Origin of the sequence: Zobellia alginiliquefaciens, assembly GCF_029323795.1 — a bacterium.
GTDB lineage: Bacteria > Bacteroidota > Bacteroidia > Flavobacteriales > Flavobacteriaceae > Zobellia > Zobellia alginiliquefaciens.
Window position 1 is genome coordinate 536897 of the sequence record NZ_CP119758.1, and the last position, 21342, is coordinate 558238.

The following is a 21342-nucleotide window of genomic DNA, read 5'->3' on the forward strand; positions in this document are numbered from 1 at the left end:
TTACCTCACTAGTTGCTTAGTAGATGGCTTGAACTTTGTTAATACGATTCCATCAACAGCAGCTTCATATTCTGCCATAGTAGGTGTTCTTCCTAATATTGTAGATAATACAACCACCGGAGTTGAAGATAATAATGATTCTCCTTTTTTCTCACCGGAATCTTTTACCACTCTACCTTGAAATAAACGTGTTGATGTTGCCATTACGGTATCCCCTGGTTCTGCTTTTTCTTGGTTACCCATACAGAGGTTACAACCTGGTCGCTCCAAGTACAACATATTCTCATATTTAGTACGTGCCAATCCTTTTGGTGCGCTGTCATCGAATTCGAAGCCAGAGTACTTTACAAGGACATCCCAATCGCCTTCTTCTTTCAACTCATCTACAATGTTGTAGGTTGGAGGGGCAACAACTAAAGGCGCCTTAAATTCCACCTTACCCTGTTGCGCTTCAATGTTCTTCAACATTTGCGCTAATATTTTCATATCACCTTTATGCACCATACAAGAACCAACGAAACCTAAATCTACTTTCTTGGTTCCTCCGTAGTATGATAATGGACGAATTGTATCGTGTGTGTAACGTTTGGAAACATCTTCGTTATTTACATCTGGATCTGCAATCATCGGTTCAGCAATTTCATCTAAATCAATGATTACTTCTGCGTGATATACAGCATCGGCATCTGGTCTTAACGATGGTTTAATTCCCGTTTTAAGCTCAGTGATTCTCGTTTCAGCTTTATCTACTAAGCCTTTAAGCACCTGCTTTTCGTTATCCATACCCTTATCGATCATGATTTGGATACGACCTTTAGCAATCTCTAAAGATTCTATAAGTGTTTCATCTTCTGAAATACAGATTGAAGCTTTTGCTTTCATTTCTGCCGTCCAGTCTGTAAATGTAAACGCTTGATCTGCAGTTAACGTTCCGATGTGTACTTCGATTACTCGGCCTTGGAATACATTTTCACCTCCAAACTGCTTCAACATTTGTTGCTGTGTAGCGTGTACTACATCGCGGAAATCCATGTAGGATTTCATTTCACCTTTAAAGGTTACTTTTACCGATTCTGGAATTGGCATGGATGCCTCACCTGTAGCTAATGCTAAAGCCACTGTTCCTGAGTCTGCTCCAAAAGCGACACCTTTGGACATACGTGTGTGAGAATCCCCACCAATGATGATGTCCCAATCACCAACGGTAATATCATTCAATACTTTATGAATAACATCTGTCATTGGGAAATACTTCCCTTTTGGATCACGACCGGTAATTAAACCGAAGTCGTTCATAAAGCTCATTAACCTCGGAATATTTGCTTTAGACTTATCATCCCAAACAGAAGCTGTATGACAACCCGACTGATATGCTCCATCAACAATTGGAGAAATAACCGTAGCAGCCATCATTTCTAATTCTTGAGAAGTCATTAAACCTGTAGTATCCTGTGAGCCCACAATGTTTACTTCTGCACGAACATAAGAACCCGCGTGTAAGGTAGCTCCTGATGTACCTACTGCGTTTTTATTGAATATTTTTTCAACTGCCGTTAATCCTTGTCCTTCAATCGACACTTCTTTTGAAGCAGCATAGACTTGAGGAACATCAATACCTAATACATTAGCCGCAAATGTTTGTAATTTTTTACCGAAGACAACAGCGTAAGAACCACCTGCTTTCATGAATTCCATTTTCTGTGGCGTAAATGCTGCAGAAACATCCTTCAGTTCAACTTTACCGTGATATAATTTTTTCTCTTTTGTGTCAATGGTAAGCACCGTACCCGTTTTTACAGAATACATTTCTTTTAATACGGGCTCTCCATCTTCATCTCGAATTGTTTTGCCTTCTTCGTCCTTTTGGATTACCCAGTTTTTAAGGTCTAAACCAATACCACCGGTTACACCAACCGTTGTTAAGAAAATAGGGGCAATACCATTCGTACCCGCAATTACAGGGGCTATATTAATGAAAGGCACATAGGGACTAGAAGAAATACCTGTCCATAATGCCACATTGTTTACACCTGACATCCTTGAAGACCCAACTCCCATGGTTCCTTTTTCTGCAATTAGCATCACACGCTTATCCGGGTGTTGCTCTTTTAAAGCTAATAATTCAGCTTGCATTTCTTTATTGTGCTCAAACATACACTGACCATGAAGTTCACGGTCTGAACGTGAGTGTGCATCACCTCCTGGAGAAAGTAAATCCGTAGAAATATCACCAACGCCGGCTATATAAGTTACTACCTCAATCTCCTCATCTATTTCAGGCAACTTCGTAAAGAACTCCGCTTGAGCGTAACTTTCAATAACATCCTTTGCTATTGCGCTTCCGGCATTAAAAGCCTCCTCTAAACGAGATGTATCCGCTTCATAAAGAAAAACCTGTGTCTTTAATACTTCAGCGGCTTGTTTGGCCAAAGTTTCATCCGACCCTAAAGCAATGTCCAACAAAACCTTTATTGAAGGGCCGCCTTTCATGTGCGATAATTGCTCTAAAGCAAACTCCGGAGAAATTTCTTTTACTTCTTCTTCCCCTAAAATAATTTCTTTTAAGAACTTCGCTTTTACTCCAGCAGCACTTGTAGTTCCTGGTAAAACATTATAGATAAAAAAGTTTAGAGATTCTTCTCTGTGCTCATTATCCACATCTTTAATTTGCTCAATAATTTTACTAAGTAATTCAGCGCCATCAATTGGCTTTGGGTGAAGACCTTGACCTTTACGCTCTTCGATCTCCTTTAGGTAATCCTTATAAATGCTCATTTAAAAAATGGTTTGAGTGTTAAATCAGCTATGAAAAAATAGTCTAAATTGTTCACCATCAATTTCACACTATAATATCACAACTAAAATTAAAGGTTGAAAACAGCATTGAGCGCACCTTTTAACATGTAATAATCAAATGAAAAAATATCCCTCTGACCGTTACCATATGAGATGTCATTACCGAATTCGTTTGAGTTGTTTCAATCCCGTAAAACTAAGAAAATATGGAGCGCAAATAAAACTTTTACCTTAGGATTCATACCTTTTTTAGAAATTGATCAGAAGATTGCTTTCTTCTTACACTAACTAAACAAAGAAAGGTAGAAAACTTATGAATTTTCAGGTGATGTGTTAATTTTTAGCTAGAGTAATTTACCAATAATAGCTTCTTCCGAAATACCTTCAGCCTCTGCTTTGTAATTTTTGATAATCCTATGCCTCAAAATTCCGGTAGCAACAGCTTGGACATCCTCGGCATCCGGAGAAAACTTACCTTGTATTGCCGCATGTGCTTTAGCCGCCAAAACAAGATTTTGTGATGCTCTTGGACCTGCTCCCCAATCTATATATTGTTTTACATAATCACTTGCCGTCTCTAAATTTGGACGTGTAGCATTTACCAACTTTACAGCGTACTCTACAACATTATCCGGAACTGGAATACGACGTACCAGCTTTTGAACCTCTATTATCTCTTTGGCATTGAATAAAGCCTGTACGGTTACCGATCTATCTGAAGTGGTACTTTTCACCACTTCTATTTCCTCGGCTATAGAAGGATATTTCAGCTCAATAGCAAACATAAAACGGTCTAACTGAGCTTCCGGAAGTGGGTACGTACCTTCTTGTTCAATAGGATTCTGAGTAGCCAAAACAAAATAAGGAAGTTCTAGTTTGTGCTGTTCTCCTGCAATGGTCACTGCACGCTCTTGCATCGCCTCAAGCAAAGCCGCTTGAGTTTTAGGTGGCGTACGGTTGATCTCATCGGCCAAAATGATGTTTCCAAAAATAGGCCCTTTTATAAATTTAAAGTTTCGGTTCTGATCCAAAACCTCACTACCTAGAATATCACTTGGCATTAAATCCGGAGTAAACTGAATACGTTTAAAATCCAACCCTAAAGTTTGGGCTATGGTATTTACCATTAAAGTTTTTGCCAACCCGGGAACACCAACCAACAAAGAGTGACCACCGGTATAAATACTTAAAAGAATTTGGTCTATTACCTTATCTTGTCCAACAATTACTTTGGCAATTTCCTTTTTAAGCTCCTGATGTTTTTCTACAAGTTGATGGATCGCCTGAACGTCTGACATGCACTTTATTCTTTTACCCAGTTATTGGCAAATTCGCAGTCTCTGTTGTCTTCGTTTACACTGATATAGGTATCTTCTATATGCTCGTCCATCCACTTCTTAATCGCTTTGTACTGCTTTTCAGTTTTAGCCAATTGTTGGATCTTAATATAATCCTTGGAGAAATCCGCTACGTGCTCATCATAACGGTTGGTAACCTTCAATATTTTATATTTTGGACCTCCACCCCTTGGGTCTTCTTCCAATAACGGATAAGAAATTTCATCATCCTTTAGGTTACGTACTTGATTATAAAGTGTGGGATCCATTTTTGTCAACTCAAAACGAGAATCAAAATTGGTAGGATTTCTTAAGAGACCACCATCAAACTTCGTTTCCTTTTCATCTGAGAAATTACGTGCGGCATCAGCAAAAGAATATTTACCTTCCATGATGTGCTTACGAATAGTATCCAACTCCGCCTTTACCTCATTCAAGGCCGTTTGCGAAATTTTAGGCTGCACTAGAATATGACGTAAATCCAATTCTTGACCTCTTATCTTTTCAATATAAATAATGTGGTAACCAAACTGCGTTTCAAAAGGGTCCGAAACTTCACCTTCCGCCAAACTGAAAGCTACATCTTTAAAGGTCTTGTCAAAACCAGTGTCTTTGGTAATACTGTAAAAACCACCTTTTGATTTAGACCCCGGATCCTGAGAATACAAAATAGCCTTTACGCTAAAGCTTGCATCATTATCTTCTACATCTGCCTTAATCTCATTCAGCTTATCCAATACATCCTGAACCTCTTTTTCTGTAGGTTTTGGAGATTTAACAATTTGAGCAATTTCCATTTCTGCACCAAAAACCGGACGTTCATCTTCTGGTATCTTATTAAAAAATTGACGAACTTCTTCTGGTGTTATTTCTATTTTCTCAACAATACTAGACTGCATTTTCTCAGAAAGCATTCGTAGCTTGTTAATTTTATTGATGTCTTCTCTAAGACTAGCTTCATCTTCTTTTTTGTAGAACTTCAACAGTTTCTCCATGGAACCCGTCTGCTGTACAAAAGACTGTATTTGACGGTCAGTAGTTGCTGCAATCTCATCATCTGAAACCAAGAGACTATCCTGAACTGCCTGATGCGCATATAAACGGTCTTCCATCAATTTACCTAAAAGACCACAACGGGTGACATCTTCCGTAGAAACACCTTGACTTTTTAAATCGATTAAAGTTTTCTCTATATCCGATTCTAGAATAACATAGTCCCCTACAACCGCAGAAATACCGTCTAACTTAATTTTTTTAAAATTGTTCTTTGGTTTAACCGAGTCCGTTTCTATACTGGCTTCAGCATCCATTATCGGTTCCGAAGCTGTTTCTTGACTTTCAACAACTTCTTCGGTTTCTTGAGCAAAAGTACTTCCTGTAATCAACAGGCATCCTATAATAGCAATGTACTTATTCACTTTACTCATAAACTTCAAATTCTTTCTCTTTAATAGCCTCATCTATAATCTCTGTTTCCAGTTTTCTTAAATAATCAAGTTTTCTTCTACTTAGTAACACCTGCTTGATCGTAGGTTCAATAAAAGATAGTGGAGCGATGTCATTAATATCAAGCACATCAGTAACCTTTGCCAAATATACCCCGTTTGCATCCTCCAACTCAAAAAATTGTGATTTTTTTAGGTGTTTACTGGCATTTTCAAAGGTTAAGGGAGGTATTTCTTCAATAACCCTTGCCGCACTTACCCATATAGAGTCGTTAAAGTTTAGTTTCTTGAACTGCACTCCAATAGAATCTAAATATGTAATATCATTCTTTTTAAAACGCTTCAACTTACTTATTACGTCTTCTTTATTCAAAAATTGCGTAGGCAGTTCTACAAACCTCAGTTTGACAATCTTTTCCTTGAGCTTAAAATTTTCTTTTTCTCGCTCATAAAAACCATTTAGCTGAGAACTACTGATTACCGTATCCCCACTCTGTTGAACCAACGCTTCTTTATAAGCTCTAGTATATAAATCCGTTCGGTAATCGGACACCAAAACATCATATTCTGCCAATTTTTCTTCAGGAAGATTTATTTTAGCCTTACCCAACAACAATTGCTTAGATGCCCAATTGTTGATGTAGTTCGTCACAAAAGATGCACTATCTTCTTTAGAAATACCTTTGGCCAATAGTTTTGCCACATCCTCCCTGTACAAATAATTCTCACCCACGCGTGCCAAATACTCAGGTTCGTCCTTTGCTAAAAAAGAACCACAGCCTACAAAAAGAACTATTAGAGCCATAACGGCCGAACAACGAACCAAATAGCGCAATGGTGATATTTTTAATTTCATGGGGACAAAAATAACAAATCTGATATGGTGGGCAATAGAGGTACTTGTCATTAACAGACTTTTTAATCTCTCACGTAATCCGTTACTTACACAATCTTGACCGTTTTCAAAAATAGCGTCGGCAGAAGAGCTGTTTTAAACGAAACGATACTACTTTTGCCCCACAGTTATTTCAAATACATCGAAAATTTAGTTTAAAGCAAGGGCTAAAAACCTAAATTGAAATTGTTTTAACACATGCACAAAGTAAATTACCTTAAGACAAGCCCACAAGGCATTAAAAAGAATACACTTTAATTTTAAGGGAAGCCTTGGGGCATTTAATCTCAATAATCGAGCAAAGAACACCTATTTTATGAGCAGAAAAATAAAATTGATCTGGGATTTTAGAGGACCAGCCGCACAAAAGACAGCGGAACACCATGTCATACACCTGAAAGAATTTATTGCAATTGAAAAAACAAACCATAACATAACAGGTTCCCAAGATTTTAATGACATGTATAGCATTGCATTCATGGTAGTTGACGAAGCCGAAATGATAGCTGTTAGAGATGCGTTAAAGCCACACCGTGGAGAGGTTTATACTGAATCCACAGAAAACTAACCACTCTCTTTTTTATTTAAACCTTAAAAATAGCATGTTCAAAAAAGTCACCTTTATAGCGTCAAGTCTATTGATCTCTATTTCTTGTTCTCCCCAAAAACAAGAAAAAATAAGCAACCCACTTGAGACCATACTGACTTCTGACGCTCCAAAAATAAAAAGGGTGATGGATAATTTAGAACAGCACGAGGTTCAAATTAGATACACACAAATTGATAGGGAAGACAACCAGGTTTCTTTTACAAATTTTGATTTTCAAGTTGATTCAAGTACCTATTTCTATCCTGCCAGCACGGTAAAATTTCCGACGGCAGTAGTAGCTCTTTCGCGTTTAAACCAAATGGACTCACTGAACCTCAACACTCGTTTTTATGTTGAAGGTGATTCTATTGAAACTACTTTCTCCGAAGTCATCACACAAATATTTGCGATTAGTGATAATGATGCCAATAACAGGTTAATTGAATTCTTAGGCCAGGACACCATCAATTCGGTTTTGAAAAGAAAAGGAGTTTCGCCGGTTAGGATTTGGCAGAGACTAGGGAATAATGATGATAATACCACTACAAAACCACTAATAATTTATGAGAACGATAGCACCGTTCGCATGTTATCAAAACACATAAATACATACCCAAAACCGTTGGAGCTCAAAAATATTAGGAAAGGAGAAGGCTTTTATGATGAAGACTCCTTAATGTCCGAACCTTTTGATTTCAGCTTGAAAAACTACTACCCCATTGAAGCTCAAGATGCACTTTTAAAGCAAATTATCTTTCCAGAAAATTTTACCCCAAAAGAGCGCTTTAACCTGGGCGAAGAACAACGTGCAGTGTTATTAAATGCAATGCATACCGTTCCCAGAAAAGCAGGGTACGACCCACATATATACCCAGATGGCTACTGTAAATTCTTTATGTACGGTGATACTAAAGATACTATCCCGGATAGTATTGAAATCTATAACAAAGTAGGTTTTGCCTATGGCACCTTAACTGACTGTGCATACATAAAAGACACAGAAAACAACATAGAGTTTATGATAACTGCCACTTTGTTGGTCAATGAGAACGGTATTTTTAATGACAACACGTATGAATATGAAGAAGTAGGTATTCCGTTTTTAGCTGAATTAGGCAGACAGCTTTACGTTTATGAGCTAAGCCGAAAACACTAAACCTACAAATAGTGATTAAAGGCTGTACTTAAAAATGAAAAACCGCTACCTTTTGCTTTAACTCCCTCTCACCCCCACTTCAGATATAAGCAAAACTCTTATCAATAAATTATTTGATTTTCCGTTATACCAGTTAGTTCTGTTGCTCAAATATAAATTAGTGAGCCACAAAAAAGGAATCTCAACATGCCCAACCACCAAGACCGAATTGACCAGCTAAACCAAAAACTTGAACTACTCCTGAGTAAACAAGAGGGTTTTGCGAAAGAATTAATGGCGCTCTACAAAGAAATTGAAGCTGTAAAGAAACTTAGCCCAGATCAACTTGCTGCCAAAAAAGTCCTTCCTGAGCCTACTGTAGAAAAACCAGAAGCTCCTGAAATTTCCGATGCAGTTGTATCTACCGAAAGTGAACAGGAGGAAATTAAAAAAACTGCTGAAGCTCCAATAATACAGCCGGTTCCACCTAAAAAAACACAGAAACCAAAAGGAAAATCCAATCTTGAAAAGTTTATTGGGGAGAACCTCATCAATAAAATTGGTATAGCCATAACAGTAATTGGCGTAGCTATAGGCGCCAAATACTCTATTGAAAACGATTTAATTAGTCCACTTACCCGTATTATTTTAGGATATCTATCTGGTTTAGGTCTCTTAGGCTTCGGTATAAAACTGAAAGACAAGTATGAAAATTATAGCGCCGTTCTGGTTAGCGGAGCTTTGTCCATTCTCTATTTCATCACTTTTGCCGCGTACAGTTTCTATGAATTGTTCCCACAATTAATGGCCTTTGCCCTAATGCTGGTTTTTACGGTTTTTGGAGTGGTGGCCGCATTAAACTATAACAAACAGGTCATTGCACATATTGGTCTTGTAGGTGCGTACGCCGTGCCATTTTTATTGAGTAACAATTCGGGCAGCGTATCTACTTTGTTTGCCTACATGGCCATTATTAACGTGGGTATTCTTGTTATTTCATTCAAAAAATATTGGAAACCTCTTTTCTACTCGGCATTTATATTTACCTATTTAATCTATGCTTCATGGATGATTTTCTCGTACAGAACATCAGAGCATTTCACTCTTGCATTTGTTTACTTAACTATATTCTTCGCCATTTTTTATGCGGCTTTTCTAGCCTATAAATTAATCAGAAAAGAACAATTTTTAAAAAGTGATATTATCTTACTGCTCTTAAATTCATTTATTTTCTTTGGCTTAGGATATAATCTTTTAAGCGGTCATGAGACTGGAAAGGACTTGCTGGGCGCCTTTACGTTGGCAAATGCCATTATCCATTTTGCGGTAAGCATTGTCTTGTTCAAGAAAAAACTAGCCGATAGAAATCTATTTCATTTAGTTGCGGGCTTAGTACTGGTATTTATAACTATTGCCGTACCCGTGCAGTTAGATGGAAATTGGGTTACTTTATTATGGACGTTACAAGCAGCTTTACTTTTTTACATAGGTCGCACTAAGGACGTTTCCTTTTACGAATATTTGTCGTACCCTCTTATGGTATTGGCACTTACAAGCCTTACCGAAGATTGGAGTATAGGTTATGAAAGCTACTATTCACACAATGATTTAAAACCCATATTGAATAGTTACTTTTTAACCTCTGTCTTATTTTTAACTGCTTTTGGCTTCATTAATTGGGTAAATCAGAAATTCAGGATTTCGTCACAAGAAAAACCTGCCCCTAAACTAGCAGTGGTTATGTCTTTTGTGATTCCCATTATTTTACTACTTGTTTCTTATATGTCCATTTACTTAGAAATAGAAGAATATTGGAAATCCATATTTTCGGCATCGGAAGTGGAGTTAAAACCAGATGATGTATATGGTTATAGTGAGTACAACTATGACTTAAAGGACTATGGAAGTATCTGGCTTTTTAATTACACCTTTTTATTCTTAACGATTCTTTCCTTTGTAAACTTTAAGAAAATCAAAAATAGAATTCTGGGTATTAGCACTCTAGTGACAGGTGTTGCCGTTAGTTTCCTTTTTCTAACTGCGGGACTCTATATTTTGAGCGAATTACGTGAAAGCTATATAGACCGTGAACTTTCCGAATACTATGAAATTGGCACAATGAATATTATAATTCGGTATGTTTCATTTGCCTTTTTTACTTTGCTATGGATTGCACTCGTTAAACTATCCAAACGTGCATTTATGAATATGAACTTAAAAATTCCTATTGAAATCATAACGCACATTTCTATTCTATGGATTCTTAGCAGTGAATTATTAAATTGGATGGATCTAGCAGGTTCTGACCAATCTTATAAACTAGGTCTTAGCATACTGTGGGGTGTATATGCGCTACTACTCATTGGCCTTGGCATATACAAACAACGAAAATACCTACGTGTTGGGGCTATTTCCTTATTTGGTGTTACACTTGCCAAGCTCTTTTTATATGACATAGCATCACTTAATACCATTTCAAAAACTATCGTTTTTGTCTCCTTGGGCGTATTACTGCTTATAGTCTCATTTCTTTATAATAAATACAAAAATGTTATTTCAGATGAAACTGAAAAATAAACTGTTCGCTTTCTTTGGATTATGGTATTGCACTATGGCCTTTGGTCAGCTCTCTACGTATGGATACAAGCAAGAATTAAAAGGCATTTCCGAACAATGGCATACAATTACCCTGCCCAACCAAGTATTTAACGAAGCGAATGATGCTCTTTCGGATATTCGTATTTATGGTATAACCAAAAAGGATACGCTAGAAGCACCGTATGTTCTTAAAATAGCTTCCGAAAAGAATAGTACAAAGGAGACGGCATTTAAACTTTTGAATACCGCTTCCAACAAAGATGGTTATTATTTTACCTATGAAATTCCTACTACGGAACTTATTAACCAAATAGACCTTCGGTTTAATCAAACTAATTTTAATTGGCATGTTGTTCTTGAAGGCAGCCAAACTCAAAATAAGTGGTTTAAGATACTAGATGAGTACCGTATTCTCTCCATTAAAAATGACCAAACCAATTACAGATTTAGCACTCTAAACTTCCCTTCATCCAAATACAAATACTACCGTTTACTTATTAAAAGTAAAGTAAAACCAGAATTATCCCAAGCAAAGATAAGCTTGGATGGTTCTGTGAACGCTAAGTATAACACTTACCCTACTACCTTTATGAATATTGATCAAAAAGGTAAAACTACGGTTGTAGATATTGATGTAAATCAACGGTTACCGATTAGCTTTTTAAAATTGAATGTTTCTGACAAGGTAGATTATTACAGACCAATAACGCTTCAATATATATCAGACAGCATACAAACTGAAAAAGGTCTTAAGTACACCTACAAAAATCTTTATAGAGGCACCTTGTCCTCAGTTGATACTACCGGTTTTAAATTTACCACACTAACTCAAAAAATAAGAGTAATTGTAGAAAACAGTGACAACCAAGCCTTACAGATAGAATCTGCTACAATAAAAGGATATAATCATGAATTAGTTGCCCGTTTTGATAATGAAGCTGACTATTTTTTAGTTTATGGTAAGAAAAATGCGCAAAGCCCTCAATATGACATTCAACAAATAACACCTTCTATCCCTAAAAATGTACCTTCTCTAGATTTAGGAGAAGTTCAAGAAATTTTAAAACCAAAAAAGAATATAAAAAAACCGTTGTTTGAAAGCAAGGTTTGGCTCTGGATGGTAATGGGTATTATTATTCTGGTTTTGGGTTGGTTTACGTTACGAATGATGGCAAAGAGGTGATTTTCTAAAAACCGATTTCAGACAGGCTTCATCCTTAAATATTTCTTCTAGTATACCAATCTAGAATCCCGTAAATTTGCATTCTTAAACTATAGAAGCGTGCAAGAACCTAAACAGACCAGAATAAACAAGTACCTAAGTGAAGTTGGCTATTGTTCACGCCGTGCAGCTGACAAATTAATTGACCAAGGCCGTGTGACCATTAATGGAAAGGTTCCTGAAATGGGCACCAAAATTACCGAAGGTGATGAAGTACATGTAGATGGCAAATTAATTTCAGAACCTAAAGAAAAACCCGTTTATCTCGCTTTTAATAAACCTGTTGGCATTGTCTGCACAACCGATACTAGAGTTGAAAAAAACAACATTATTGATTATATCAATTACCCAAAACGGATTTTTCCTATTGGAAGACTGGACAAGCCTAGTGAGGGTCTTATATTCTTGACCAATGACGGTGATATAGTCAACAAAATTCTACGCGCCCGCAATCATCATGAAAAAGAATATCTAGTAACGGTTGACCGTGCCATTACTCCAGATTTTATAGAACGTATGCAAAATGGCGTTCCTATTCTAGACACAGTGACGCGCAAATGTAAAGTGGAGCAAATAGGCAAATACGAATTCAAAATTATATTAACACAAGGTCTGAATAGACAGATTAGGCGCATGTGCGAATATTTAAACTATAATGTAGAGCGATTAAAACGGATACGTATTATGAACGTAAAATTAGATATTCCCGCTGGTAAATGGCGAGACCTGACCGATGCCGAACTAGAGGAAATAAACAGACTCGTATCTTCCTCGTCAAAAACACATTCCTAACTGGGCTTATCTTTCTTCACTTCTACTTATAAAAAGCAAGGAACATTTTCCCGTGGTAAATCCGCAAAAATCCTTTTCCGGGCGTAAACGTTGTAATTCCGGCAGTTTATGTATTAAAAACCCATCTCTAATATAAATGACCCTATAGACTCTTATTTCACTAAAAATCACTAACTTAGAGAGAACTACATAATTGTGCCTTTAAAAATTACTGTCATGATACAAAAACATACAAAGTATACTCAAAAATTCATGGTCACTGCATTTTTTCTAATGTTGCTAGTCGTGGTGGCAGGCACTCAAGATGCTTCTGCTTTCTTTCAAGATGACACGCAGCAAGAAATAGAATACACGCTATACAAAGGGGAGGTTCAAGATTCAAAAACGAAGAAACCTTTAGTATTCGCTTCACTAGCTATTGAAAAATCAAACATCAGTACAATCACAAATACAGAAGGGGAATTCTCTTTAAAAATCCCAAATGACATGGGTGATGCAAATGTAATCGTATCCTTTTTGGGCTACAGCACAAAAACTATCCCATTAACTCAACTTGATAAAGAGAAGAGTAAAATTACTATGGATATTTCGATTACCGAGTTGCCAGAGGTCAACATTGAAGTCCCTAAAGATGCCGAAGCATTGGTACGTGAAGTACTTAAAAAGAAAGGAGAGAATTATTTTGATGACCCTACCTTAATGACCGCGTTCTATAGAGAAACGATTAAAAAACGAAGAAAAAATGTATCCCTGTCGGAAGCGGTGGTAAACATTTACAAAACACCTTATACATCTTTCAAAAAAGATGGTGTAAGACTATACAAAGCTAGAAAAAGCACCGACTATAATAAGTTGGACACTGTAGCATTAAAACTACAGGGCGGACCTTTTAATGCGCTTTTTGTAGACATTATGAAGTATCCGGAGTACATTTTCTCCCAAGAAACACTAGACCACTACATATTTAAATTTGACCATTCTACACGGGTAAATGACAAATTGGTGTATGTTATTAATTTTGAACAGAATTCGCAGGTTATAGACCCCTTATATAAAGGAAAACTCTATATAGATGCCGAAAACAAGATTCTTACCAGTGCCATCTACAGTTTGAATATTACGGATAAAGATTTGGCAGCACGCTTATTTGTCAGAAGGAAACCTAGAAACGCCCAAGTATGGCCAACCGATGTAGCCTACCGAGTAGATTACCGAGAAAAAAATGGAAAATGGTATTATTCCTATAGCAATGTACTCTTAGAGTTTAAAATAAATTGGGATAAACGACTATTCAATTCTATTTATAGTATGACCTGTGAAATGGCCGTCACCGACTGGAAGAAAAATATTGCTACCGAGTTCCCAAAAGCGAAGGACAGAATCAAAACTTCCATTATTCTTAGTGATGAAGCCATAGGTTTTGCGGACCCTGATTTTTGGGGCCAATACAATATTATAGAACCCGAGAAGTCTATTGAATCCGCTATAAAGAAAATTCAACGCCAACTGCGGAGAGCAAATTCTGACGGAGGAACTTCCATTCCTTAGAACAACAAAAAATATAGAGTACAAAATCGGTCATTTGACCGATTTTTTTTATGATTCTATTTAAATTCATACTATCAAATAAATTGTATGACCAACAGAAGAGGTTTTATAGGAACAGCGTTAAGTGCAACCGCGGCAACATTGCTACCAAGTTTTAGTAATGCAAATGAGAACATGAACTCAGGAATTGCCCTGATCAAACCTAAACGGTTGAACAAGGGAGACACTATTGGGCTAATAGCTCCTGGATATGCCATTAAGTCCTCCATTTTGGAAGAAGCCAAAAATACGCTAAGGTCAATGGGTTTCAAACCTTATCATACCAATAGAATTATAGATAAATACGGCTACTTAAGCAATACCGATGAAGAACGGGCCAAAGACCTAAATGAAATGTTTGCTGACCCAAATGTTGACGGTATTCTTTGTGCTCGTGGTGGATACGGTTGTACCCGAATTATGCAAATGATAGATTATGAGAACATCAAACAGAACCCTAAAACATTTATTGGCTTCAGTGATATTACTGCATTATTAAATGGCATTCATCAAGAAACGGGTCTTGTAACCTTTCACGGACCCGTAGGGAGTACTCTGAATGACCCGTACAGTATTCGCCAATTGGAAAATATAGTTATCTCACCTAAACCCCAACTAGAAATTCAAAACGTTGACCTTCTAAAACCTGAATTGGCCACCAACCCAGAGTTTGAACGCTATACGATTACTCCAGGTAAAGCTACGGGAAAAATTGTGGGAGGTAGCCTTACCCTAATTAATGCTTTAGTTGGTACACCTCACGAAATAGACTTTACAGGCGCTATTGTTTGTATTGAGGATGTGGAAGAAGCGCCTTACCGAATAGACCGCATGCTTACCCAATTGATAGAAGGAAAAACTTTTAAAAAGGCCGCAGGCATTCTAATTGGTGTTTGTGCCGGCTGCAACGATTCTACCAACCCTGATTCCTTTTCGTTAAAAGAGGTGATTCTAGATAGAATTAAACCCTTAGGAATTCCTGCCGCTTACGGTATGAGTTTTGGGCATGTAGAGAACAACTTTACATTTCCAATAGGAATTTCAGCAAAAATGGATGCTACACAATTGAGCCTTCAGCTTCTGGAGAAGGCGGTACTGTAGAATTCTTTCTTTTCCTTATTAGGGAAGCAATCTTATAAAATAGATTATTGACATATTTTGGAAAATTTCATTCGTATTACCTCTACAATACTGATTTCCAATGCAAAAAAAAGGGCTTTTACTGAATAAAGTGTAAAAAACACTGTTTTAATTTTCTAGAAACTGGCATTTCGTCGAAAAATTAATACTTCACATCAGACATTCTCGTTGACACTAGTGTTCATAGCGGAAAAACCGAATTTGTCAATAACCCTTTTAAAACAGATCAATGAAAAAAAATGTGTTAACACTCGCTCTATTAAGCTTAGTTCTTTCTCAATCTTGTTCAAGTGATGATGTAGAAGATAAACTTGACCAAGAAATTCAACAAGAAGAAGAACAACAACAAGATGAAACTGAGGAAGAAGAAACAGAGGAAACAGAAGATGAAAATGCATCTCCTACCGACTTTGAACTTTCTTCTTCAATAGCAGAAACAACTTCAATAGAATTAGATTGGAGCGATGCTACCGACCCAGAGAAGAAAGCAATTTCATATGCTGTATTTCTAGGTGATACCGAAATTGTTTCTAGCATTGACGCTTCTGAATTTACATTAACAGAGTTGACTCCAAATACCGCTTACGATATAAAAATTGTTGCTAGTGATGAAGAAGGTCTTACGTCAGAGTTAATAACCAATATTAAAACTAAAGAAGAAGCTAGTACTACAACTGCCACCGTTTCCTTAGGCGAGGCCAACATTGCTGTTAATACCCCAACATTAGAAGAGGATTTTGGAACACTCGTTGTTCCTGTCAAACTTATTGGTGAAAATGGCGAAGCAATTACCGCATCAGAACGTATAAAGATTAAATACCAAATTAATTCTGATGTTGCTTTTCAATATGATTATAGTATCAGAACAGCTATGCCCGTATACATAGAAGAAGGAGAATCTGAGACTGCAATAAAAGTAGAAGTCAAGACTGATGCTATGATTGAATTAAATGATGAAAGTTTTTCTATTATGATTATATCTGTAGAAGGCGCTGAGCTTGATGAAACTAAAAGTGATGCCACTTATATTATTGCGGGACCCCCTGAAGAAGATCTACCCATAGCCTCTATGAATGGCCCAAAAGTAGATATTACATGGAGTCACCCTGATGCACAAGTAGATGCCGTTTTATTCAAAAGAACTGGTGAAACAGGTCAAACATATTCAAGTGTTGGCTTTTACAGCACAAATGAAGATTCAGAATCTTTTGTGTTAGAAGGAAAATCGGATGGAAATTATTTCTTAAATATTGAAAGAAGAAATGATGAAATTTTTGGAGAAATAGAGGTTTCAGTGCTTATCACTCAGCCTGACGGTACACGTATGTACAGAACCTTCTTACTTACTTCAAACAAAGATGTCGTAGACTTTGATGTTGTTAATGATGAGTATACTTTCGAGTTTCAGTTCTAGCATTCTTACCATCAAAATAATTTTAAACTTAAAAGACCTTCTTAACAGAAGGTCTTTTTTATGCTTAATTCGCTACTTCACTAATGAATTTCAGTCGGTATAAGCGTAGTTCTTCGTCTTCGTAGTCACCATCAAATTCTTTCATGGCTTCTTCGAGGTCATCGGTTTCGGCCTCCAAGAAATAATCATGGATTTCCTCTTGCTGATCTTCGTCCAACACTTCATCAATCCAATAATCCAGATTCAATTTTGTTCCGCTAAAAACAATCTGTTCCATCTCTTTAATAAGTTGTGGAATCTCAATTCCCTTTGCTGATGCAATATCACTTAAGGGAAGTTTTCGGTCTACGTTCTGGATAATGTACAACTTAAGAGCAGAGTTAGCACCCGTGCTTTTTACGACAAGGTCATCTGGTCTAATAATTTCATTCTCTTCAACATAACTGGCTATAAAAGCAATAAATGGCTTCCCATATTTCTTGGCTTTCCCCTCACCTACCCCATAAATAGTGGTAAGCTCTTCTTGAGTTACGGGATATTTCATTGCCATATCTTCCAACGATGGATCTTGAAAAACTACAAATGGAGGCACTCCAAGCTTATCCGCTTGACTTTTACGCAAATCCTTAAGTTGTTTCAACAGCTTTTCATCAGAAACTCCTGCTTTTGCCGCACTTACAATAGCATCGTTCCCCTCTTTGGTATACGTATGGTCCACCGTCATCATAAAAGACTCAGGCGACTTTAAATACGCTTTACCCTCATCTGTTACACGCAATATTCCGTACTGCTCTATCTCCTTTTTTAGAAGACCGGCAACCAACGTCTGGCGTATTAATGCCATCCAGTATTCCTTATCCTTGTCTTTTCCTATTCCAAACTCCTCCTTTTCATCTGATTTATGAGATGTAATCAAGGCATTTACTTTTCCTAAAAGAGTCCGTACTACTTCCTTGGATTTAAACTTTTCGTGGGTAGCCATTACTACCTTCATTAGCTTAACTACATTTTCCTTGGCTTCTTGTTTTTCTTTTGGATTTCTGGTATTATCATCCATATCGGCCCCTTCACCGTTCACTTCATCAAACTCTTCTCCAAAATAATGGAGCATGAATTTTCTACGTGACATGGAGGTTTCTGCATAAGCTACGACCTCTTGTAACAGGGCATTCCCAATTTCTTGTTCGGCAACCGGTTTATTGGACATGAATTTTTCCAGCTTCTCAATATCCTTGTACGCATAAAATGCTAAACAATGCCCCTCACCGTCATCTCTTCCTGCCCTACCCGTTTCTTGATAGTAACTCTCTATACTTTTTGGTATATCGTGATGGATTACAAAACGAACATCCGGCTTATCTATTCCCATCCCAAAAGCAATGGTAGCAACCACCACATCTACATCTTCCATCAAGAACATATCCTGATACTTAGATCGTGTTTTGGCATCAAAACCGGCATGGTACGGTACCGCACTAACTCCGTTAACCTGAAGCACTTGCGCCAATTCCTCTACCCGTTTTCTACTCAAACAGTAAATTATACCTGATTTTCCCGTGTTTTTCTTTACAAAACGAATAATATCAGAATCAACATTGGCCGTTTTAGGGCGTACCTCGTAAAAAAGGTTAGGTCTATTAAAAGAAGCCTTAAAAGTTGTAGCATCTGTTATGCCCAAGTTTTTTATAATATCTTCTTGAACCTTTGGAGTAGCCGTAGCCGTAAGTGCTATTATGGCAATATTATCATCTAACTTATTGACAATATTTCTTAAGTTTCTATACTCTGGCCTAAAATCATGGCCCCATTCTGAAATACAATGTGCCTCATCTACCGCTACAAAAGATAGTTTTACAGATTGTAAAAATTCAATATACTCCTCTTTGGTCAATGATTCGGGAGCAACGTACAATAGCTTTGTAATGCCATCTCTGATATCTTGCTTCACCTGCCTAACCTCCGTTTTTGTTAATGAAGAATTAAGCACGTGGGCAATTCCAAACTGATCGGAAATACCTCTTATAGCATCTACCTGATTTTTCATCAATGCTATTAAGGGCGAAACCACAATGGCCGTACCTTCTTTCATTAATGCCGGAAGTTGGTAACAAAGTGATTTACCTCCACCTGTGGGCATTATGGCAAAAGTGTTGTTTCCTTCCAAAAGGCTTGTAACAACACCCTCCTGTAGACCCTTAAATTCAGAAAAACCGAAATGTTTTTTTAACGAAGCATGCAAATCAGTTTTTTTCAAAACATTTTTATCTTTTGCCATCTTTCGTTAAAAACTTTAGGTAATTGTATCTTAATTGTTGAAATATCATACTTTTCGTTGCGGGGGACTCTAATTTAGTCAAAATATATTTAAGGGTATTAAATTAGCTATACGTCAAGATTATGTAATTTTGTAATCTTAAATATAAAACAAAGTTTTAGAAACCATTCGGGTTTTAGGATAGTTTTATTTTAAACGAGCGTATTTGTCGATTACGAGCACATAAAAACAACAAAATTTTAACCTTTTTCATAGTTTGAACGATAGCAAAGCTATTCTTGCGGTTGCCAAGAAAACGATAGAAACAGAAAGTGCATCTATACACCATTTAGGCACTTTATTAAACGAGGAATTTTCGGATGCAGTAAATTGTATTCTTGAGTCTAAAGGAAGGGTTATTGTTTCCGGCATAGGCAAAAGCGCTATAATTGCCTCTAAAATTACCGCAACATTAAACTCTACGGGAACACCGGCCATCTTCATGCATGCCGGTGATGCCATTCACGGAGACCTTGGAACCATTCAAGAAGATGATGTGGTGGTCTGCATTTCAAAAAGTGGTAGTACCCCCGAAATAAAAATGTTGATACCCCTTGTAAAAAGAGGAACCAACAAACTTATAGCCATGACCGGCAATACCGAATCTTATTTGGCCAAAGAAGCAGATTTTATAATAAATACTTACGTAGAAAAAGAAGCTTGCCCAAACAACTTAGCGCCCACCACCAGTACCACTGCTCAACTTGTTATGGGAGATGCGCTTGCCATCTGTTTGCTTCAACTAAAAGGGTTCAGCAGTAAGGATTTTGCTAAATATCACCCCGGCGGCTCTTTAGGAAAACGTTTGTACCTAAGGGTTTCGGATATTGTAGGAACCAATCAAAAGCCACAAGTACATATTGATGCGGAGGTTAAAAAAGTAATTGTAGAAATTTCCGAAAAAATGCTTGGCGTAACCGCGGTTACCCAGAACGAGGAAATAGTAGGTATTGTAACGGACGGTGATATTAGACGCATGCTCAACAAGTACGATAATATTAGTGGCCTAACGGCAAAAGATATAATGAGTAAAAACCCAAAGACTATATCCGTAGATGTTCTTGCCATAGAAGCCTTGGAGCTCATGCAAGAAAAGGGTATCTCACAATTATTGGGCGTAGATGGTAAAAAATATATGGGTGTTGTACATTTGCACAACTTGATCAACGAAGGTATATTATAATGGCGAAGGAAAATACGAAGTCCCCCGACGAAATGTCGTTTTTAGACCACTTAGAAGAACTAAGATGGCATTTAATACGATCGGTCTTAGCAGTAATCATACTAGCTACAGTGGCATTTGTAATGAGTGGTTTTATTTTTGACACTGTCATCTTTGGACCCTCTAAAATGAATTTCCCAACATACCGGTTATTTTGTGAAATTGCTACTTACTTGGATTTTGATTCTGCCTTTTGTGCCGACAAACTTCCGTTTACTATACAGAGTCGTACAATGGGCGGGCAATTTTCTGCCGATATCTGGACAGCTATATGGGTAGGCTTTATTGTAGGCTTCCCCTATGTTCTCTATGAGCTATGGAAGTTTATTAGCCCAGGACTTCACCCCAATGAAAGAAGGCATTCAAAAGGTTTTATTTTTATTGCCTCGTTTCTCTTTTTCATGGGTGTCCTTTTTGGATACTATGTGGTTGCCCCACTATCTATCAACTTCTTGGGCACCTACCAAGTAAGTGAAATAGTTTTAAATGAATTTGACCTTGACTCCTATATCAGTACCGTTAGAACGGCAGTGATTGCCTGTGGAGTTCTTTTTGAGCTGCCTATAATTATATACTTTTTGACAAAAGTGGGCGTGGTGACTCCCGAAATACTTAAAAAATACAGGAAAATTGCCTTGGTGGTCGTTTTAATACTCTCTGCGGTAATCACTCCACCAGATGTAACCAGCCAGATTATTGTAGCGGTACCGGTAATCTTTTTATACCAAGTAAGTATCTATATATCAAAAGTGGTGTTGAAAAAAGAGGCTAAACGCGAGAAAAAAGCAAGAGAAAAAGGGTTAAAGAAAACGTAAACGTAAGGCTATTTCAAAAGTTTCCCGTTTCTTTAATTTTT

General features: G+C 37.2%; 15 protein-coding genes. 10 read left to right on the forward strand and 5 right to left on the reverse strand.

Annotated elements, in window-relative coordinates:
• The 4 genes from P0077_RS02250 to P0077_RS02265 all read right to left on the reverse strand — a co-directional run bounded on the left by P0077_RS02250 (position 1) and on the right by P0077_RS02265 (position 6485).
• The gene (locus P0077_RS02250; RefSeq protein ID WP_276167546.1) at positions 1 to 2775 is read right to left on the reverse strand and encodes a bifunctional aconitate hydratase 2/2-methylisocitrate dehydratase; all 2775 of its coding nucleotides are present in this window, start codon (positions 2773 to 2775) and stop codon (positions 1 to 3) included.
• 365 nt (positions 2776 to 3140) lie between these two features.
• Complete coding sequence (locus P0077_RS02255) at positions 3141 to 4094, reverse strand: AAA family ATPase (RefSeq protein WP_276167547.1); 954 nt, start codon at positions 4092 to 4094, stop codon at positions 3141 to 3143.
• Between the two features lie 5 nt (positions 4095 to 4099).
• Positions 4100 to 5560 carry a peptidylprolyl isomerase gene (locus P0077_RS02260; protein WP_276167548.1) on the reverse strand — a complete coding sequence of 487 codons (1461 nt, stop codon included), beginning with the start codon at positions 5558 to 5560 and terminating at the stop codon, positions 4100 to 4102.
• Positions 5553 to 6485: a peptidyl-prolyl cis-trans isomerase gene (locus tag P0077_RS02265; RefSeq protein WP_276167549.1), complete on the reverse strand. Its 933-nt coding sequence runs from the start codon at positions 6483 to 6485 to the stop codon at positions 5553 to 5555. Before P0077_RS02265 ends, P0077_RS02260 begins: the two co-directional genes overlap by 8 nt.
• A 304-nt stretch (positions 6486 to 6789) precedes the next feature.
• Between P0077_RS02265 and P0077_RS02270 the strand changes: the two genes are divergently transcribed.
• The 8 genes from P0077_RS02270 (at position 6790) to P0077_RS02305 (ending at position 16950) form a co-directional block, all read left to right on the forward strand.
• The gene (locus P0077_RS02270; protein WP_276167550.1) at positions 6790 to 7041 is read left to right on the forward strand and encodes a hypothetical protein; all 252 of its coding nucleotides are present in this window, start codon (positions 6790 to 6792) and stop codon (positions 7039 to 7041) included.
• A 34-nt stretch (positions 7042 to 7075) separates the two neighbouring features.
• Entirely contained in the window at positions 7076 to 8218 is a 1143-nt protein-coding gene (locus P0077_RS02275; protein WP_276167551.1) for a serine hydrolase, read from the forward strand.
• 186 nt (positions 8219 to 8404) lie between these two features.
• Positions 8405 to 10774, forward strand: coding sequence for a DUF2339 domain-containing protein (locus tag P0077_RS02280; protein ID WP_276167552.1), 2370 nt, complete (start codon positions 8405 to 8407; stop codon positions 10772 to 10774).
• Positions 10758 to 11978: a DUF3999 family protein gene (locus P0077_RS02285; RefSeq protein ID WP_276167553.1), complete on the forward strand. Its 1221-nt coding sequence runs from the start codon at positions 10758 to 10760 to the stop codon at positions 11976 to 11978. The genes P0077_RS02280 and P0077_RS02285 overlap by 17 nt, the downstream gene beginning before the upstream one ends.
• A 99-nt stretch (positions 11979 to 12077) precedes the next feature.
• Entirely contained in the window at positions 12078 to 12809 is a 732-nt protein-coding gene (gene rluF, locus P0077_RS02290) for a 23S rRNA pseudouridine(2604) synthase RluF (protein WP_276167554.1), read from the forward strand.
• 216 nt (positions 12810 to 13025) lie between these two features.
• Positions 13026 to 14357, forward strand: coding sequence for a carboxypeptidase-like regulatory domain-containing protein (locus P0077_RS02295; protein WP_276167555.1), 1332 nt, complete (start codon positions 13026 to 13028; stop codon positions 14355 to 14357).
• A gap of 87 nt (positions 14358 to 14444) precedes the next feature.
• Positions 14445 to 15497, forward strand: coding sequence for a S66 peptidase family protein (locus P0077_RS02300; RefSeq protein WP_276167556.1), 1053 nt, complete (start codon positions 14445 to 14447; stop codon positions 15495 to 15497).
• 280 nt (positions 15498 to 15777) lie between these two features.
• On the forward strand, positions 15778 to 16950 hold the full coding sequence (locus P0077_RS02305; protein ID WP_276167557.1) for a fibronectin type III domain-containing protein: 1173 nt from the start codon (positions 15778 to 15780) through the stop codon (positions 16948 to 16950).
• A gap of 64 nt (positions 16951 to 17014) precedes the next feature.
• Here P0077_RS02305 and recQ read toward each other — a convergent pair whose 3' ends face one another.
• A complete protein-coding gene (gene recQ, locus P0077_RS02310) occupies positions 17015 to 19225 on the reverse strand; it encodes a DNA helicase RecQ (protein ID WP_276167558.1) in 2211 nt (736 codons plus the stop codon).
• 256 nt (positions 19226 to 19481) lie between these two features.
• On the opposite strand from recQ, the gene P0077_RS02315 reads away from it, so the two are divergent.
• Together P0077_RS02315 and tatC are read left to right on the forward strand one after the other, a co-directional pair.
• Entirely contained in the window at positions 19482 to 20447 is a 966-nt protein-coding gene (locus P0077_RS02315) for a KpsF/GutQ family sugar-phosphate isomerase (protein ID WP_276167559.1), read from the forward strand.
• Positions 20447 to 21301, forward strand: coding sequence for a twin-arginine translocase subunit TatC (gene tatC, locus P0077_RS02320; protein WP_276167560.1), 855 nt, complete (start codon positions 20447 to 20449; stop codon positions 21299 to 21301). Before P0077_RS02315 ends, tatC begins: the two co-directional genes overlap by 1 nt.
• Positions 21302 to 21342: the final 41 nt, after the last annotated feature.